14 protein-coding genes and 2 pseudogenes are annotated in these 15,995 nt (G+C 68.9%); 8 read left to right on the top strand and 8 right to left on the bottom strand.

Features of this window, described 5'->3' with window-relative positions; genetic code table 11:
- Positions 1-153: 153 nt before the first annotated feature.
- From ABZY33_RS34540 to ABZY33_RS34515, 6 genes and pseudogenes are all read right to left on the bottom strand, one after another.
- A complete protein-coding gene (locus tag ABZY33_RS34540) occupies positions 154-1,800 on the bottom strand; it encodes a lectin (protein ID WP_356495671.1) in 1,647 nt (548 codons plus the stop codon).
- Positions 1,801-1,877: 77 nt separating this feature from the next.
- Positions 1,878-3,287 (bottom strand): non-reducing end alpha-L-arabinofuranosidase family hydrolase, encoded by a 1,410-nt coding sequence (locus ABZY33_RS34535; RefSeq protein WP_356495670.1) that lies wholly within the window; start codon positions 3,285-3,287, stop codon positions 1,878-1,880.
- A 113-nt stretch (positions 3,288-3,400) separates the two neighbouring features.
- Positions 3,401-5,704, bottom strand: coding sequence for a beta-L-arabinofuranosidase domain-containing protein (locus tag ABZY33_RS34530; RefSeq protein ID WP_356495669.1), 2,304 nt, complete (start codon positions 5,702-5,704; stop codon positions 3,401-3,403).
- Positions 5,705-6,117: 413 nt separating this feature from the next.
- Positions 6,118-6,303: pseudogene (locus ABZY33_RS34525) on the bottom strand (transposase family protein); the annotation flags it as partial.
- Positions 6,304-6,331: 28 nt separating this feature from the next.
- Positions 6,332-6,625 (bottom strand): hypothetical protein, encoded by a 294-nt coding sequence (locus ABZY33_RS34520; protein ID WP_356495668.1) that lies wholly within the window; start codon positions 6,623-6,625, stop codon positions 6,332-6,334.
- A 23-nt stretch (positions 6,626-6,648) separates the two neighbouring features.
- The gene (locus ABZY33_RS34515) at positions 6,649-7,641 is read right to left on the bottom strand and encodes a LacI family DNA-binding transcriptional regulator (protein ID WP_356495667.1); all 993 of its coding nucleotides are present in this window, start codon (positions 7,639-7,641) and stop codon (positions 6,649-6,651) included.
- A 321-nt stretch (positions 7,642-7,962) separates the two neighbouring features.
- Between ABZY33_RS34515 and ABZY33_RS34510 the strand changes: the two genes are divergently transcribed.
- The 3 genes from ABZY33_RS34510 (at position 7,963) to ABZY33_RS34500 (ending at position 11,696) form a co-directional block, all read left to right on the top strand.
- Complete coding sequence (locus tag ABZY33_RS34510; RefSeq protein ID WP_356495666.1) at positions 7,963-9,672, top strand: discoidin domain-containing protein; 1,710 nt, start codon at positions 7,963-7,965, stop codon at positions 9,670-9,672.
- A 102-nt stretch (positions 9,673-9,774) separates the two neighbouring features.
- The gene (locus ABZY33_RS34505) at positions 9,775-11,145 is read left to right on the top strand and encodes a DUF1996 domain-containing protein (RefSeq protein WP_356495665.1); all 1,371 of its coding nucleotides are present in this window, start codon (positions 9,775-9,777) and stop codon (positions 11,143-11,145) included.
- Positions 11,121-11,696 (top strand): DUF305 domain-containing protein, encoded by a 576-nt coding sequence (locus tag ABZY33_RS34500; RefSeq protein ID WP_356495664.1) that lies wholly within the window; start codon positions 11,121-11,123, stop codon positions 11,694-11,696. The genes ABZY33_RS34505 and ABZY33_RS34500 overlap by 25 nt, the downstream gene beginning before the upstream one ends.
- 230 nt (positions 11,697-11,926) lie before the next feature.
- On the opposite strand, the pseudogene ABZY33_RS34495 reads toward ABZY33_RS34500, so the two are convergent.
- Positions 11,927-12,148 (bottom strand): annotated as a pseudogene (locus ABZY33_RS34495) (integrase core domain-containing protein); the annotation flags it as partial.
- Between the two features lie 158 nt (positions 12,149-12,306).
- Here ABZY33_RS34495 and ABZY33_RS34490 point away from each other — a divergent pair.
- The gene (locus ABZY33_RS34490) at positions 12,307-12,585 is read left to right on the top strand and encodes a hypothetical protein (RefSeq protein ID WP_356495673.1); all 279 of its coding nucleotides are present in this window, start codon (positions 12,307-12,309) and stop codon (positions 12,583-12,585) included.
- A 449-nt stretch (positions 12,586-13,034) separates the two neighbouring features.
- On the opposite strand, the gene ABZY33_RS34485 is transcribed toward ABZY33_RS34490, so the two are convergent.
- A complete protein-coding gene (locus ABZY33_RS34485) occupies positions 13,035-13,424 on the bottom strand; it encodes a VOC family protein (protein WP_356495663.1) in 390 nt (129 codons plus the stop codon).
- A gap of 89 nt (positions 13,425-13,513) precedes the next feature.
- Between ABZY33_RS34485 and ABZY33_RS34480 the strand changes: the two genes are divergently transcribed.
- The 4 genes from ABZY33_RS34480 to ABZY33_RS34465 all read left to right on the top strand — a co-directional run.
- Entirely contained in the window at positions 13,514-14,320 is an 807-nt protein-coding gene (locus tag ABZY33_RS34480) for a TetR/AcrR family transcriptional regulator (RefSeq protein WP_356495662.1), read from the top strand.
- A gap of 626 nt (positions 14,321-14,946) precedes the next feature.
- Positions 14,947-15,177: a transposase gene (locus ABZY33_RS34475; RefSeq protein WP_356495661.1), complete on the top strand. Its 231-nt coding sequence runs from the start codon at positions 14,947-14,949 to the stop codon at positions 15,175-15,177.
- A 39-nt stretch (positions 15,178-15,216) separates the two neighbouring features.
- Positions 15,217-15,843 carry an IS3 family transposase gene (locus tag ABZY33_RS34470; protein WP_356495672.1) on the top strand — a complete coding sequence of 209 codons (627 nt, stop codon included), beginning with the start codon at positions 15,217-15,219 and terminating at the stop codon, positions 15,841-15,843.
- Positions 15,759-15,995: integrase core domain-containing protein (locus ABZY33_RS34465; protein WP_356495660.1), on the top strand; the 237-nt coding region annotated here is incomplete at its 3' end. The genes ABZY33_RS34470 and ABZY33_RS34465, both read left to right, overlap by 85 nt.

Below are 15,995 nucleotides of genomic sequence, written 5' to 3'. Positions count from 1 at the left end.
GAGTCAGTTGTACAGCTGGGCCGCGCGGCGCGCGGGCGTGGGCGCGGGTGGGGACCCCCGTCTCCCCGCGCCCCCCCCCGCGACTCGGTCCGCTGTCGTGGGACTGCCCTCAACCGCTCGGGTGTCTGCCCGCGCGGCGGCAGGGGTGGCGGGTTACGGGAGTGTGGTCCACTTCTGGTTGTTCTGGCCGTTGCAGGTCCACAGGACGACCGGGGTCCCGTTGGCGGTCCCTGCTTGTTGGACGTCCAGGCAGAGCCCGGCGTGGACGTTGCGGATCGACCCGTCGGTCTGCCTCGTCCACTTCTGGTTGTTCTGGCCGTTGCAGGGCCAGATGACGACCCGTGTGCCGTTGGTGGTGCCCTGGTCGGAGGCGTCCAGGCACTTGTCGCCGTAGACGCGGATCTCGCCTCCGGCCCAGGTGGTCCAGAGCTGGTTGGCGGCGGTGTGGCAGTCCCAGATCAGCGCCGCCGACCCGGCCGCGGTGGCGGCGCGGTCCACGTCCAGGCAGCGGCCGGACCCGGTAGCGCGCAGGCGTGCGGTGGTGGAGGCCAGCGGGCTGCCGCCGGTCATCTTGAACACGGCGACACCGTGCGCCGGGACGCTCGCCGAGATCTGCCCGGACGTGCTCGACGTGGCACCCGTCCACAGGTCGGTGAGGGTGAACGACCCTCCGGTGAGTCCGACCTGCCCGGCCGAGGCGGTGATGGTCGCGGTGCCCCCGCCCCGGTTGAACAGGCCCACGGCGACCGAACCGTCGGACAGGGGCTTGGCGAACACCTCGGTGTCGCCGTCGTCACGCACCCTGCGCCCGCCCGCGCCCAGCGGATCCTGGTTGACCGCCAGCAGACGGGGATTGCGCAGGATCGCGCTCACGTCAGCGGACATGGTGCGGATGTCGTTGCCGGCCATGAGCGGGGACGAGAGCAGCGACCACAGGGCGAAGTGGGAGCGGGACTCGGTCAGCGACAGACCGGGACGGCCGACGACCAGCATGTCGGGGTCGGTCCAGTTTCCCGGACCCGACTGCGCGGCCAGCGGCGCGGTGACGTCCAGGACGTTGCCGACACCCATCGGGTAGCTGTTGGTGTTGTTGTTCTGCCAGATGTCGAGCAGGTCCTCGGTCGTCCGCCACAAGTCGGCGACCTCACCCCAGTCGTACTTGTCGCCGGTGGGGGAGTGGAAGCTGTTGGGGTTGATGCTGTAGACGATCGGGCGGCCGGTGGCACGCAGGGCGTCTCGCATGGTCGTGAACTGTGCGATCTGCTCGTTGAGGGTGCCGCTGCCGGAACACCAGTCGTACTTGAGGTAGTCCACACCCCATGAGGCGAACGTGGCGGCGTCTTGGGCCTCGTGGCCTTTGCTGCCGGTGGAGCCGGGGTAGGTCCCCACGCCCTGGGCGCACGTCTTCTCGTTGGGCGCCTGGTAGATGCCGAACTTCAGGCCCTTGCCGTGGATGTAGTCCCCGAGCGCCTTCATGCCGCTGGGGAACTTGGTCGGGTTGGCCCGGAGGTTGCCCGCCGCGTCACGCTGCGGGTCGAACCAGCAGTCGTCGACCACGACGTACTGGTAGCCCGCGGCCTTCATGCCCGTGGACACCATCGCGTCGGCGGCCTGGCGGACCTGCGCCTCGGTGATCCCGCACCCGAAGCTGTTCCAGCTGTTCCAGCCCAGTGGCGGGGTCAGCGCCGGGCTGCCCGGCGCGGCCTGGGCGGTCGAGCCGGCGGAGGCGGTGACGCAGGCGGTGAGCGTCAGCGCGGTGGCCGTGAGGAGACGCAGTAATCGTCTGTGCAGGGAAACCATGGGGGGTTCCTTCCTGGCCCGCGTGGCTACGCGGGCCTGATGGGCCGCTCATGAGTTGGTGATCAGGTGCGCGCGGGTCAGCGCTGCAGGGTGAGCAGGGCAGGCCGGTAGGGCAGCTTCAGGTAGTCGGGGCCGTCCGATTCGGGGTCCCTGCCCTGATAGAGGAACTGCAGGTTGCACGGGTCGACGGTCATGGTCTGGTCGGGGTTGTTGCGGACCAGGTCACCGTGGCTGATGTCGTTGGTCCAGGTGGCACCGCTGTTGGCCCTGCCCGCGAAGGGGTTGCTCTCGGTGGCGGCCTGCGGGGTCCACGGACCGTTCAGGCTGGAGGCCGTGAACGAGCGAAAGAATCGCTGCTCAGTCGCACCACGAGCCTCAACGATCATGAGGTACTGGTTCTGGCCCCGGACCTTGTAGACCTCCGGCGCCTCGAACAGGTTCTTCTCCGTGTCGCTCATCACCGTCGTGTACGACGAGCCGAAGCTGCCCGGGAAGTTCCCGATCGGCATGGTCGACTTGTAGATGCTGCCCTTGTCGTTGGCGAAGAACAGGTACATGTTCTGGTCGTCGGCGATCACGGTCGGGTCGATCGGGCCGCCGACGGGGACGCTGCCGGTGAACAGCTCCTGCGGCGCGGACCAGCCGTTGGGGTTGGTGGGGTCGCTGGACGTGCGGTAGGTGAAGGGCCAGGCGGTGCCCCACCCGTTCGAGACCAACACCCATATCTTCTTGGGCGCGAAGTAGAAGAGTTTGGGTGCCACCGCGGACCCGCTGATTTTGGTCTGGCCGGCCGAAGCCATGTCCGACCAGTTCGTGAAGGGCCGGAACGTCATCGCGCCCCACGACGATCCGTCAGAGACGGTCCCGTAGACCAGGTGCTGGCCGTTGTACGTCACGGTGGTGAAGTCCTTCAGCGCGACCCACCCGTTCGACGGCTGCGCCAGTGGACCCGTCGAATTCCACCGGTACGTCGACGGAAGAGCACACGTGGTCGGCGTCCCGGACAGGCCGGTCCACTTCTGGCCGCTGCCGCCGTTGCAGTTCCAGAGCTGCACCGCCGTGCCGTTGGCCGTGGCGCCGCCGCTGACGTCCAGGCACAGCCCGGACTCCACGGCCACGATCGTGCCGTCGGCATTCGCCCGCCACCGCTGGTTGGTCCCGCCGTTGCAGGACCAGATCACCGGCCGGGTACCGGCCGTGGTGGCGTGGCCCGGTACATCCAGGCACCTGTTGCCGTACACGGTGAGCTCGTTGTCGTCCGTCAGCGTCCACTGCTGGTTGGTCCCGCCGTGGCAGTCCCAGATCTGCACGTTCGTGCCATCGGTCTGGCTGGAGCCCGGCACATCGAGGCACCGGCCGGAACCGGCGCCGCGCACGGTGCTCGTGCTGGCGGCCTGGGCGGGGTTGGCGACGAGTGTCACCGCCGAAGCGAGCAGGGTCGCGAGCACGACTGGTACGTGCCTGCGACTGAAGCCACGTCTGCGCATGGGGCCTCATTCCTTGAGTGAGCGGTTCTGTTCGTCATGTGCGTGATGCCGAACAAGGGTCGAGCGTGAGTAGACGCAAGGGGGAGAGCGGCCGTCTGCCTCCGGGGCGGAACTCACATCCTCACGATGCGCCACCGGTTGTCGGCGGTGCCGTCGTCGGCATCCTGGATGGCCAACGCGCCGACAGCGGTGGAGTTGTTCGCGATGGCGAGCAACTTGCCGCTGTGCTCGTTGCGGATCTTGTACGTCCCGTCTCCCTGGTCGAGCAGTGTCCATCGGTGGTCGGCGGTGCCGTTGTCCGACCACTGCAGGACGGTCGCCTTGTCGTCCGTGGACATGTTCAAGACGCCGAGCACCTTGCCGCTGTGGGCGTTGCGGAGGCGGAACCCGTTTCCATCGGCGATCATGTGCCAGTCGTGGTCGGCTGTGTCCGAGTCGTGCCACTGGAGGGCGCGGCCGCCGTCGGCCGTGGACATGTCCTGGATGCCCAGCACGAGACCGCTGTCCACATTGCTAAGACGGACGGTGCCGCCGGCGTTCCAGTAGACGGTGTAGTTGTGGCCGTGCGCGTCGTGGAACGGGCCCAGATCGACGGTGGAGCCGTTGGCGGTGGCGGTGAAGGCGAGTGACGTGCTGCTGGTCCGTCTGATCGAGGACGTGTTCAGCGTGGGGAGGGAACTGAGCGCGGAATCACCGTAGTTGCCGGACAGGACCACCGGACCGTAGGTGATCGCGGCGACGTTCGCGTTGTCGTTGGCCGCTCGCATGACGACCCGCATGGGCAGACGGACGGTGACCGTGTCGCCGGAGGTCCAGGAGCGGGTCAGAGTGGCGTAGCTGCCAGGCGTGGTCGCGATGTCCTGCCGCGTGCCGTTGACACTGACAGTGGCCCCCGCGGTCCAGCCCGGGATGCGCAAGCGCATCGCCCAGGTCCCGCTGACGTTGCCGGTGACCTGCAGCGTCGTGGTGTCGCTGACGGGGTAGGTCGTGGTCTGGGCGACCGTGATTCCGCGCTCCGACCAGGTGAGCACTGAGGGCACGAACAGGTTCACGATCAGTGTGTCGTCACTGCGGTAGTAGATGGAGTCCATCAGCCTGGTGTGCGTCTCCAGGCCCGTGCCCTGACAGCACCAGAACGTGCCGTAGTCGGTGCTCCAGGTGCCGCCGCCCCACGCGGGACCCACACCGCGCCGGCCGCCCGGGTTGAGCGGGGTGAAGTAGGTGACGTGGCCGTGAGGGTCGGCCGGGTTCTGCTGGCCGATCATCTGATTCAGCCACGCCCGCTCGTAGTAGTCGAACAGCGCGGCCCGGTTCGGGTCCAGCGCGAACAACTCACGCGTGAGAAGAAGCATGTTGAAGGTGTTGCAGCTTTCGCAGGTGTCCTTGTTCAGGTAGCCGGCGATGGCGTTCGGGTCGCGGAAGTGCTCCGCCTGGCTGTTGCCACCGATGGCATAGGTGTGCGAGTCGACGCAGAAGTTCCAGGCGTTGGTGGCGATGTCCCGGTAGCGGGTGGTGCCGGTCGCCTTGAACTCCCGGGCGGACCCGATCCACTTGGGCACCTGGGTGTTGGCGTGCAGTCCGCTGAGCCGGTCCTGGTTGGCCGCCAGCGGGTCGAGCGCCGCCGCGTGGTCGAACCGCCGGGCGACGGTGAGCCACCGCGCGTCGCCCGTCTGCTGGTGGAGATCGGTCAGCACGGCGTTCATGCCGCCGAACTCGGTTCCCAGCATGGCCTGCATCTGCTGACCGCTCAGCCGGCCGGTGCGCAGGTCGACCCATCCTGCCAGGGCGAGCAGCACGTCACGGGCTTGTGTGCTGCCGATGTGGCGCCATACGTCCAGCAGGCCGGCGAGGGTCTTGTGGATGGTGTAGTACGGCACGTTGCCGTTGCTCAGGGTTCGCTGTTCGAGAGCGGTGAAGTCGGACTCGGGGTAACCGGAGAGGTACCCGGCGTTGAAGCCGGCGGCGCTGTTGTTGGCCTGGCACTTGGCCAGCTCCGCAACCATGTGGGTCGCCTTGTCCCGGCAGACGGTGTCCCCGGTCACGGCGTACAGCTGTGCCCATGCCGTGAGGAAATGCCCTTGCACATGGGTACGGAAGGGGAAGTCGGGCCCGTCCCAACCGCCGTTCGGGGCAGCGCCGTTGGTGGACAGCCGGTGGTTGGCGCGGAAGTTGTACAGCAGCCGGTCGACATCGACGAACCGCAGGTAGTTCCGTGTGCGGTTCTGGTTGTCCAGCCAGCGGCTCGCGGTGAGCCGGACCTGGTCGAGCGCGAAGGGGTGCGCGGAGACCCCGACGTCGGCCCTCGCGGGAGGCACGGCCGCGTGAGCGGGGGACGCGCAGACGACGGATCCGGTGGCAGAGGCGGCGGCGGCCCCCACTGCTTGCAGCAAGCGCCGTCTGCTGACGGAGGGCGACATCGTGAACCTTTCGATGAGGCAACGCTCGTCCCGTTTCTGCGTGAACTGCGTTGACACTGCAGGTTGTTCGAAATACCGAACTGCGTACGGTACGTCGAGCAGAAGATAGGTATGGGACGTGGGTGCGTCAATGCCTCTGACGGGTTCCGTTTTCGGTGCGACTCGGGGGGACCCGGACACCGGGGTGGCGCTGCCGTCGCGCACGCTGAACTCCCTGCGAGGTCTGGTCCGTTGTGCGACGGTTCCACATCGCGGACGTGACTCACGTTCACGCCCGTGGACACTCCTTGTGTCGGCAGGAAGATCCGTCGCGCCGGTCTCGAGGCGGCCGGGGGAGGGCCCCGAGGGCGAGTTCGGCGGCTCGCGAACCTCATCGGCGAGCGGTTCGGCCGGGCCCAGGACACTGAGCTTCTTTAGCGTTGTCCCTCCAGTGTGAGGATGGCCTTGGCGATTGACGTCATGCGATTGGGGCTGCATCGGGACCTGCGGAAGATCCGCCAGGACTTCAGGCGTGAGTCGCCTCGATCGACGGGGGCTCGTGCCGCGGCCAGGGCGCGGTTGCGGGTCCTTTCGGTGGGAGTGAGTTCCTGCCAAGGCTTTGACTGGCGCTGTAGGCGTGTGCAGCGGTCACGTCGGGGAAGATGCGGTCTCTCCGGCGGCCTCGATGCCGAGCGCGTGCTCCAGCAGCCACTGCTGCGCGGGCGGCAGCTGCTCGAAGCCGTACCGCTGCGCGCCTACCCAGCGTTCGAGGTCCTCGCCCTGGACGATGACATCCCCGGCCGTGGTGGGCAGGCGCCCGCCGTCGGCCAGGTGCGCCTGCACGAGGCGCAGGCAGCGTTGCCAGCCGGTGTCCCAGGCCGGGCACCACCCGGGATCGATGTCGCCGAGCTGCCGGCGTCGTTCAGGCGGCTTCTCAAACAACCGCGACGGGACAGAACGCTCTTTCAGCTGGACTCGCGGACCACGAGTTCGTTCGGCATGATCACGGGTTTCCTGGGGCCGCCCTCGATGAGCGCCAGCAACAGGCGCACCGTCGCGGTGGCCTGGTCTGCCATGGAGCTGCGCACCGAGGTGAGCGCGGGAGTGGTGTAGGCGGCGGCCTCGATGTCGTCGAACCCGACCACGGCCACGTCGTCGGGGACCCGGCGGCCCGCCTGGTGCAGGGTGCGCAGTGCCCCGATGGCCATGAGGTCGTTGGCGGCGAACACCGCGTCGACGTCCGGGTCGTCCTCCAGGAGTTGCCGCATGGCCTCCGCGCCCGAGACCCGCGTGAAGTCGCCCAGCGCGACGATCGAGCGGCGGCCGGTGTCCCGCAGGGTCGCGCGATACCCCTCGAGCCGTTCGCGGGACTCGTACAGGTCCAGCGGCCCGGTGATCGTGGCGATCCGGCGCCTGCCCCGCTCAAGGAGGTGCCGTACGGCCAGCTCGGCACCGCCCGCGTTGTCCAGCGCCACGTACGGGACGTCCGTCGCCGCCGTGCGGTTGAAGGACGCGACGGGCAGGCCCATGCGGGCGAGCACGGTCGGCAGGGGGTCGGCGCCGTGCAGGGCGACGAGCATCACGCCGTCCACATGGCCCCCCGCCACGTAGCGCTCCACCCGGGTCCTGCTCTCGTCGGACTCGGCGAGGATCAGCACCACGCGTCTGCCGACGGCCTCCAGCTCCCGGCTGACGGTGCGTACCACGGTGGAGAACAGCGGGTCGTCGGAGACCACGCCCTTGGGCGGGTCGGACACGACCACGGCCACGGCGTCCGTGCGGCGGGTGACCAGGTTGCGCGCGGCGGCGTTCGGCACGTAGCCGAGTTCCCGCACCGCCTGCATGACGACGTCCCGGATCTCCGGCGCGACGGTGGTCTCTCCGTTGACGACCCGCGAGACGCTCGACTTGGACACGCCGGCCCGGGCGGCGACCACCGCGAGCGTGGGTCGTTTCATCGCCTTCCGATCATCGGTGCCCGGTCGTCGAGTCCAGGGAGCGTTTTCCTCTCAGGATGACGTTGGCGCGATCCGCCTGTCAACGACACCTCTCGTGCACCTGGTTGCCGGTTCCTCGCCTCAACCGGCCGGTCTCCGGCGCCGGTCGGCGGCGTAACGCGCACCACCGCAGTGGATCTCAGGAACCGCTCCCTGGCACGCGGCACGTACGTCGGGGGCGTTACGGAGCTGTTGCCAAAAGCCTTGACAGGTCACTGACAGCGGCCCATTCTCACCCCCCAGGGAGCGCTCCCTCACCCTTCCCCCAATGAGGAGTCACCCGTGCATCCCCTGCTACGTCGGTTCGGTTTACCCGCCCTGATCGCGACCGTCCTGCTCGCCCTCGTCAGCCTGCCCGCGCCCCGCGCCCACGCCGCCGAGACCCTGCTGTCGCAGGGCCGGCCCGTCGTCGCGTCGAGCACCGAGGACCCGTTCACCGCGCCGGGAGCCGTCGACGGCAACCCGGCGACGCGCTGGTCCAGCGCCTTCTCCGACCCGCAGTGGATCAGGGTCGACCTCGGGACATCGGCCCAGATCAGCCGTGTCACCCTTCAGTGGGAGGCCGCCTACGGCAAAACCTTCCGCATCCAGGTCTCGGACGACGCCGAGACCTGGTCCACCGTCCACGAGACGGCCGCCGGCACCGGCGGCACCCAGAACCTGACCCTCACGGCCACCGGCCGCTACGTCCGCATGTTCGGCACCCAGCGCGGCACTCAATACGGCTTCTCCCTCTGGGAGTTCCAGGTGTACGGCACAGCCGGCACCGGCGGGGACACCCTGCTGTCGTACGGGAAGACCGGCGCGGCTTCCTCGTCGCAGACCGACAACAACTGCTGGGAGTGCACACCGGCCCGGGCCTTCGACCGCGATCCGGCCTCCCGGTGGGCGACCAGTCCCACCACCGGCTGGACCGACCCCGGCTGGATCTCCGTCGACCTGGGCGCGACCGCGCAGATCACCAAGGTCGTCCTGCAATGGGACCCCGCCTACGCCAAGTCCTTCCAGATCCAGGTCTCGCCCAACGGCACCGAATGGACGCCGATCTACTCGACCACGTCCGGCACCGGCTTCAAACAGACCCTGGCCGTCTCCGGCACGGGACGCTACGTCCGCATGTACGGCACCGAACGCGCGACCCCTTACGGCTACTCCCTCTGGGAGTTCCAGGTGTACGGCAGCGGAGGCGCCCCCGTCCCTGCGCCGCCGCTGCCGCCGGACCCGGCGCAGCCGCCGCGGCTGGTGTGGAGCGACGAATTCGACGGAGCCGCCGGCGGCAAGCCCGACCCGGCGAAGTGGCGCGCCGACCCCGGCACCGGCCAGAACGGCGAGTTGCAGTACTACACCGACCACCAGAACGCGGCGCTCGACGGCGGCGGCCACCTCGTCATGGAGGCCCGCAAGGAAGCCAGCCCCGGCCGGGCCTGCCCGCCCGACCCGCTGACCGGCAGCACCACCTGCCAGTACACCTCGGCCCGCATGAACACCGGTGCCACCTTCCAGTTCACCTACGGACGCGTCGAGGCCCGTATCAAGGTGCCCAAGGGCAACGGGCTGTGGCCCGCCTTCTGGATGATGGGCGGCGACTTCCTCACCGGCCGGCCGTGGCCGTACAACGGCGAGGTCGACATCATGGAGATCCTCGGCAAGGACGTGAAGACCGCCTACTCGACCGTGCACGCCCCCGCCTACAACGGGGGCAACGGGATCGGCTCGCCGTACCGGCTGCCCTCGGGCGCCGACTACTCGGACGACTTCCACACCTGGGCCGCCGACTGGAACAGCAAGGGCATCGTCTTCAGCCTCGACGGACGCACCGTGTTCACCCTGGACAAGGACCAGGTGGAGCGCACGCGCGGACCCTGGATCTTCGATCACCCGCACTACATGATCCTCAACCTCGCGGTCGGCGGCGACTGGCCCGGCCCGACCGACGCGTCGACGCCGTTCCCGTCCCGGCTGCTCGTCGACTACGTGCGCGTCTACCAGTAGCGCAGCGGTCACCGGCCCCTTGCCGGCTCCGGCCCGGACGCCTCGGTTCCGGGCCGGACCGCAGCCGCACCACGCCCCTCCCCCCGCCGATGAGGAAGTGACATGCACAGACACCCCTTACACCTCCATCCCTCGTTGATCGGTGCCCTGGTGCTCATCCTGGCCGCCGCCCTCGGCATCACCCTCGGCGCCCCCGCGGCGCGGGCCGCCACCGTCACCGTCCAGGCCGAGTCCTACGCGGCACAGTCCGGCGTCGCCTCGGAGACGACCTCCGACACGGGCGGCGGGCAGAACGCCGCCTACCTCGCCGACGGCGACTGGATGCGCTTCGACCAGGTCGACCTCGGGCCCGCCGGCCGTCTGACGGTGTCGGCGCGCATCGCCGCCGCCACGGGCAGCGGGTCCGTCGAACTGCGCACCGGCTCCCTGACCGGCCCCCTGCTCGCCGTGATCCAGACCGGGCCCACCGGGGGCTGGCAGACCTGGGCGACGCGCAGCGCCGACGTCAGCACCCATCCGACCGGCGCCCAGAGCGTGTTCGCGGTGCTGCGCAGCACCACACCCGGCGATTTCGTCAACATCAACTGGTTCTCGTTCGTCAGCGGCGGCGACGAGCCCGCGCCGGGCTGGGTCGACGTCGACCAGACCAAGTGGCAGGCCCAGCTGAACCAGTTCCGGGCGATGACCCCAGCGCCGGTGCCCGCCAACGCCGTGCGCGTCCCCGAGTTCAACGCCACCTGCACCTACAGCCACTCCAAGCCGGACGACCCGATCGTCGCCCCGGGGCTGCCCGGCGCGTCCCACATGCACAGCTTCTTCGGCAACAAGAGCACCGACGCGTTCACCACGACCCAGAGCCTGCTGGGCAACACGGGCACGACCTGCGCACCCGTCAAGGACCTCTCGGCGTACTGGATCCCCACGCTCTACGAGCGCGGCAAGGCGGTCGAATCCGACGGGATGATCGTCTACTACGGGTCGCGGCTGCCCGATCCCACGGCGACCGTGCCCTTCCCGCAAGGCTTCCGCATGATCGCGGGCAACGCCAAGTTGCAGGTGGCCACCCCGGCCGGCTCGCCCAACCAGTTCTGGTGCGCCGGAGCCGGCGGCGAGACCGGCCGCAGCGCCGACGGCAACTGGCCGCTGTGCGCCCCCACCGCAAAGCTGGTTTACCAGTTGGTCTTCCCGGACTGCTGGGACGGCAAGCACCTCGACAGCCCGGACCACAAGTCGCACGTCGCCTTCGCCTACGACGGCAAGTGCAGCGGCGCCTACCCGGTCGCCATCCCCTCGGTGTCGTTCGTCATCGGCTACCCGACCAGCGGCAGCGCCGACGGGTTCAGCCTCGCGTCGGGCATGGCCTCGTCCATCCACGGCGACTTCTTCAACGCCTGGGACAACGCGGCTCTCGGGCAGCGCGTGAAGGACTGCATCGTGCAGAGCGCCAAATGCAACTCCGCCGGAACGTTCTGACCCGGCGGACGGCGGCCGCCCTGCTCCTGGGCCTGTCGGTTGCCGGCTGCACCTCGCAGCCGGCGGCCGACAGGCCCGCGCCCGCCGCCTTCAACGACACCGACACGGCATGGATCCAGTTGCTGATCCCCATGGACGAACGGGCCTCGCAGCTCATCGCCTTGGCACCCGCCCGCGCCGGCCACCCGGCCCTGGCCGGCTGGGCCAAGGAGGCGGGAAGGAGATTGAAGGACGAACTCGTCCCTCTGCGTGAGCTGTTGGATGCCTCGGGTGTTCCCGACACCCGCCCCCACGAGGGGCACAACATGCCGGGCATGGTCACGCTCGACACGGTGCGCAGGGCGAGGACGGTGACGGGGGAGAGCTTCGACCGCCTCCTCACCGAGAGTCTGCGGACCCATCTGGTCCAGGTCCGCATGCTGTGCGCGAGTGAACGCACGTCAGGAAGAGCCCAGCGGGCGAAGGACCTCGCCACCGTCATCGAAAGGAGCGCGGCTCAGCAGATCACCCGGCTCGACGCCCTGCCGGTGAGGGCCGCCACAGCATCATGACCACGACTGCCGTTCTCGGAACCGGCCACGTCGGCGGCAACCTTGCCGGCGACGGCGGGGTGTTCGGTGTCAGCCTCGCTGAAGGTGCTCGAAGATCGCGGTTAAGACCTCTGTCCGGGTCCGCTCACCAGACCGGGCAGATCACCTCTGGCAACCCCGAGGGCAGGCCGCGGCGCTCGTCGTGGATGAGGTCGTGGCTGCGGTGCAACCTCGGGATTGGACACCGGGCTTCATGCGACGAGTGACAGCGTAAGCGACAAGGTCAGTTGTTGTTCGAACTCGGCTGGTGTGAGGTAGCCGGGGGCGGAGTGGCGGCGGAGTCGGTTGCAATAGGCGAGCCAGCGGAACCGCTCCAGACGTGTCTGAGCCTTCGAGGTGAGGCGTCGCCCGTGGAGCAACTCGCGCTTCAGGCCCTGGAAGAACGATTCGGCCAGGGCGTTGGCGTAGCTCGCGGTCGGCGCCTGGCCGACCTGGTCCGCCGCTACCCGGCCTCCTACGCGGCCTTCGACTGCCTGATGGTCGCTGGCCGAGACATTCGGGGGCGCCCCTACCTGAAAGACGCGCGGCCCTTCTGGATGTACTGGAACCTCTGGGGCCCCCGCTGCAGGCCGTGCCCGCCAGTGATGACGTCGACGTCGCCCGCGTCTGGTTCGAGGTGCTGCCCGAGCAGGGCGTCGAAGGCATCGTAGCCAAGCGGGCATCTGGTACATACCGCCCGGACCGGTCGTGGCGGAAGGTCAGGCATTCCGAGGTGGTGGACGCGGAGGTCGTCGGCTACACCGGCACCCCGGCCCGCCCAAGACAGGTGGCCGTCCAGCTGCCCGACGGCCGGACCGTCCTCACACAGACCCCCCTCCGGCCCTGGTCGTGCAGGTCGCCCCGTACCTGACCGTCGCCGGATTCGGAGGGCGGGCACGCACCACGGCAGGCGACAACTACGCCGCCGTGACCGACGGCCCGATGATCGAGGTGGCAGCCGGCACCACCCGCCACGCGGTCTGCACGATGATTCGGGTCCGCGGTTAAACGGGAATCTTCACCTGGTCGCGCACCGCCTCGTCGCGGGTGGACCGGGGAGGCAGGAAGAGCCGCCGGTCGACCGGGACGCCCAGCGGCCGGCTCGCCGCACGCGGGGGCCCCAGCCGGAACCAGGGACGGCCCTGCGTCACCGGCTCGGCAGGCAGCGGGTCGCGCGGACGGAGCCCGGTCGTTCACGAACTCCGTCCGCACCGGCACTCTCACTGTGTACCCAGGGCCGCCTGGGGTTGGCGACGGTGCTATCGCTTCGCGCGTATGAGGCGACCGCACCGCCCGCCCGGACGGCGCCGGCGGTTTGTCTCAGTGACTGGTGGGTGCGTTCCAGTCGACCAGTTGGACGATGACACCGTTGGGGTCCCGGACCTGGAAGGCGCGCTCGCCCCACTCCTCGTCGGTCAGCGGCATGGTGATCGCGACGCCTTCGGAGCGAAGGCGGGCCAGCTCGCCTTCGAGGTCCTCGACGACGAAGGCGAGGATGAGGCCTGTGGCGTGCTCGTCACGCTGATCGGCCGGGAGGCTGCCCAGCCCCCGTCGCAGAAAGATGACGTTCATGCCGATGTCGTCGCGTGTCAGGGACGCGAAGCCGTCGGCTGCCATCTCCTCGCTGAACCCGAAGTGCTCGATAAGGAAGGTGCTGGATGCGCGGACATTGTTGACGTTGAGCGACACAGCGCTAGAGGTGACCTTCATGAAGAATCCTCCGGGAGACCGCAGTGAGCAAGTTCTCTGTACGCAGTACAATGTACAACGTACAGAGTAAGAATGCGAGAGGACAACCCGTGCCCACGGAACGAACCAGCTCGGGCGACCCGGCCCACACCCTGCAACTGCTGTGGCGTGACTCCTCCTCCGACCGTCGCCGAGGGCCGCGACGGGGGCTGAGCATCGACGCGGTGGTCGAGACCGCCACCGCCGTCGCAGACGCCGAAGGCCTGGAAGCGCTGACCATGCGCCGGATGGCCAAGGAACTCGGCGTCGTGCCGATGACCCTGTACACCTACGTCCCCGGCAAGGCCGAGCTCCTCGACCTCATGCTCGACGCCGCCTACGCCCGCATGCCCCGCACCGACACCACCGGACAGCCCTGGCGCCACCGCGTCACCGCCATCGCCGAGGAGAACAAGGCCCTCTTCGACCGCCACCCATGGGCCGCAGCCGTCTCCACCGTCAGGCCTCCGCTGGGGCCGGGACAGATGTCGAAGTACGAGCACGAACTGTCCGGACTCGACGGCCTCGGTCTCAGCGACGTCGAGATGGACAACTGCCTGACCTACCTGCTCACCTTCGTGCAGGCATGCGCCCGCGCCGACGCCGACGCCCGCGCCGCACAGCAAGACAGCGCCCTGAACGACCAGCAGTGGTGGGAGCTGAACGCCCCCCTCCTCACCCGGGTCCTCGACGAGAACGCCTACCCCACCGCCGTCCGCGTCGGAGCAGCCGCCGGCGCCGCACACAGCAGCGCCTACGACCCCGCCCACGCCTACTCCTTCGGCCTGCAACGCGTCCTTGACGCCTTCGCCGCCCTGATCGACCGACATGAGACAACGACTTCACCCGACACCGGCGCCCCCGAACCGCCCCCGTGAGCCTCTGGCGCCCGGGGGCCAGGACGGCCCGCACAAGGGCATAGGGCGATCGCCCACCAAAAGCCCGTAATCGCACTCGTCGGCACGAACGCACCCGCGCCACCGGACGACCGGCGCCTGTCCACCGCCTTCGCCGCCACTGCCCCGCCCGAGGCGAATCCGGGTGTGATCCGCTCGTTTTACGAGTACCACCGAGTGACCCACGGCCGACCGCTGATCAACCCGTTTCCGCAGGGCAGAGCTGCCGACGAGGGGAGTCCGAACGCGCATCACAACGGTGTGGTCGTCAGGTTCTGCCCGCGCTGGCGGTACGTCGGGGAAGACCTTGCCGTAAGAGTCAGCGTCTGACTCTTCGACGGCCAGCCCGTGGAGAACCTGTCGTGAACAGGGGCCGTCCACTCGCTGAGGTGGGCCACTCGGTGGCGGAACGCTTTGGCGGCACAGAGTTAGGCGCTACTCCGGCCCGGTGCTGCTTGACCTGAACCGCTCCGGGTCTGATAGAGGCTCGAATCCCTGAGAGGATCGAGTCACGGCACGTCCGTCCTCCTACCCGCCCGAGCTTCGTGAGCGCGCGGTGCGCATGGTCCGCGGAGATCCGCCCCAACTACCCGACCGAGTGGGCCGCGATGAAGGCGGTCGCAGCCAAGCTGGGGATCGGTGCGGCTGAGACGGTGCGGACCTGGGTCCGCAAGGCCGAAGTCGACGGCGGCAAACGGCCCGGTGTCACGTCCGAGGAGGCCGCGGAGATCACGCGGCTGCAGGCAGAGAACGCCGAGCTGCGGCGGGCCAACGAGATCCTGAAGGCGGCGTCGGCTTTCTTCGCGGCCGAGCTCGACCGGCCGTCGAAACGCTCGTAGCGTTCATCGACGCACACCGCCAGGTGTTCAGTCGAGCCGATCTGCAGGGTCCTGACCAGCCACGGACTGAAGATCGCAACGAGCACCTACTACGCCGCCAAGAACCGAACCCCCAGCCCACGGTCGATTCGCGATGCGGAGCTGAAGACGCAGATCAGCCGCGTTCACGCGGACAACTTCGGCGTCTACGGGGTGCGGAAGACCTGGCGGCAGCTGCACCGCGAAGGCATACCGGCAGCCCGCTGCACGGTGGCCCGGCTGATGCGCGACCTCGGCCTCCAGGGCGCCCGGCGCGGGAAGAAGATCCGCACCACCGTCCGCGACGACGGCAATGAGCGGGCCTCTGACCTGCTCAGGCGCGACTTCACCGCGTCCCGTCCGAACCAGCGGTGGGTGGCCGACTTCTCCTATGTGGCCACCTGGTCTGGAATCGTCTACGCCGCATTCGTCGTGGACGTGTACTCGCGGGCGATCGTCGGTTGGTCCGCGTCCACCAGCAACGGGCCAAGCTCGTACTCGATGCCCTGGATATGGCGTTGTGGCGTCGGGGCCGTGCCGGAACTCCCGCTGGGCCAGGGCTGGTGCATCACTCGGATGCGGGCAGCGAGTACACGTCTTTCGCGTTCATCGCCCACCTTCTTGAGGCCGGCATCGACGCTTCGATAGGCACCGTCGGAGACACCCTGGACAACGTCCTCATGGAGTCCCAGATCGGCCTCTACGAAACGGAGCTGATCAAACCGCGCAAGCCCTGGCACGGCCTTGCCGACGTCGAACTCGCCACCGCGGAATGGGTGGACTGGTTCAACAACCAGCGC

It is taken from the genome of Streptomyces sp. NPDC006552, from assembly GCF_040611655.1.
Lineage (GTDB): Bacteria > Actinomycetota > Actinomycetes > Streptomycetales > Streptomycetaceae > Streptomyces.
The sequence above is the reverse complement of the archived record's forward strand: the minus strand, read 5'-3'. Positions and strand labels throughout refer to the sequence as shown.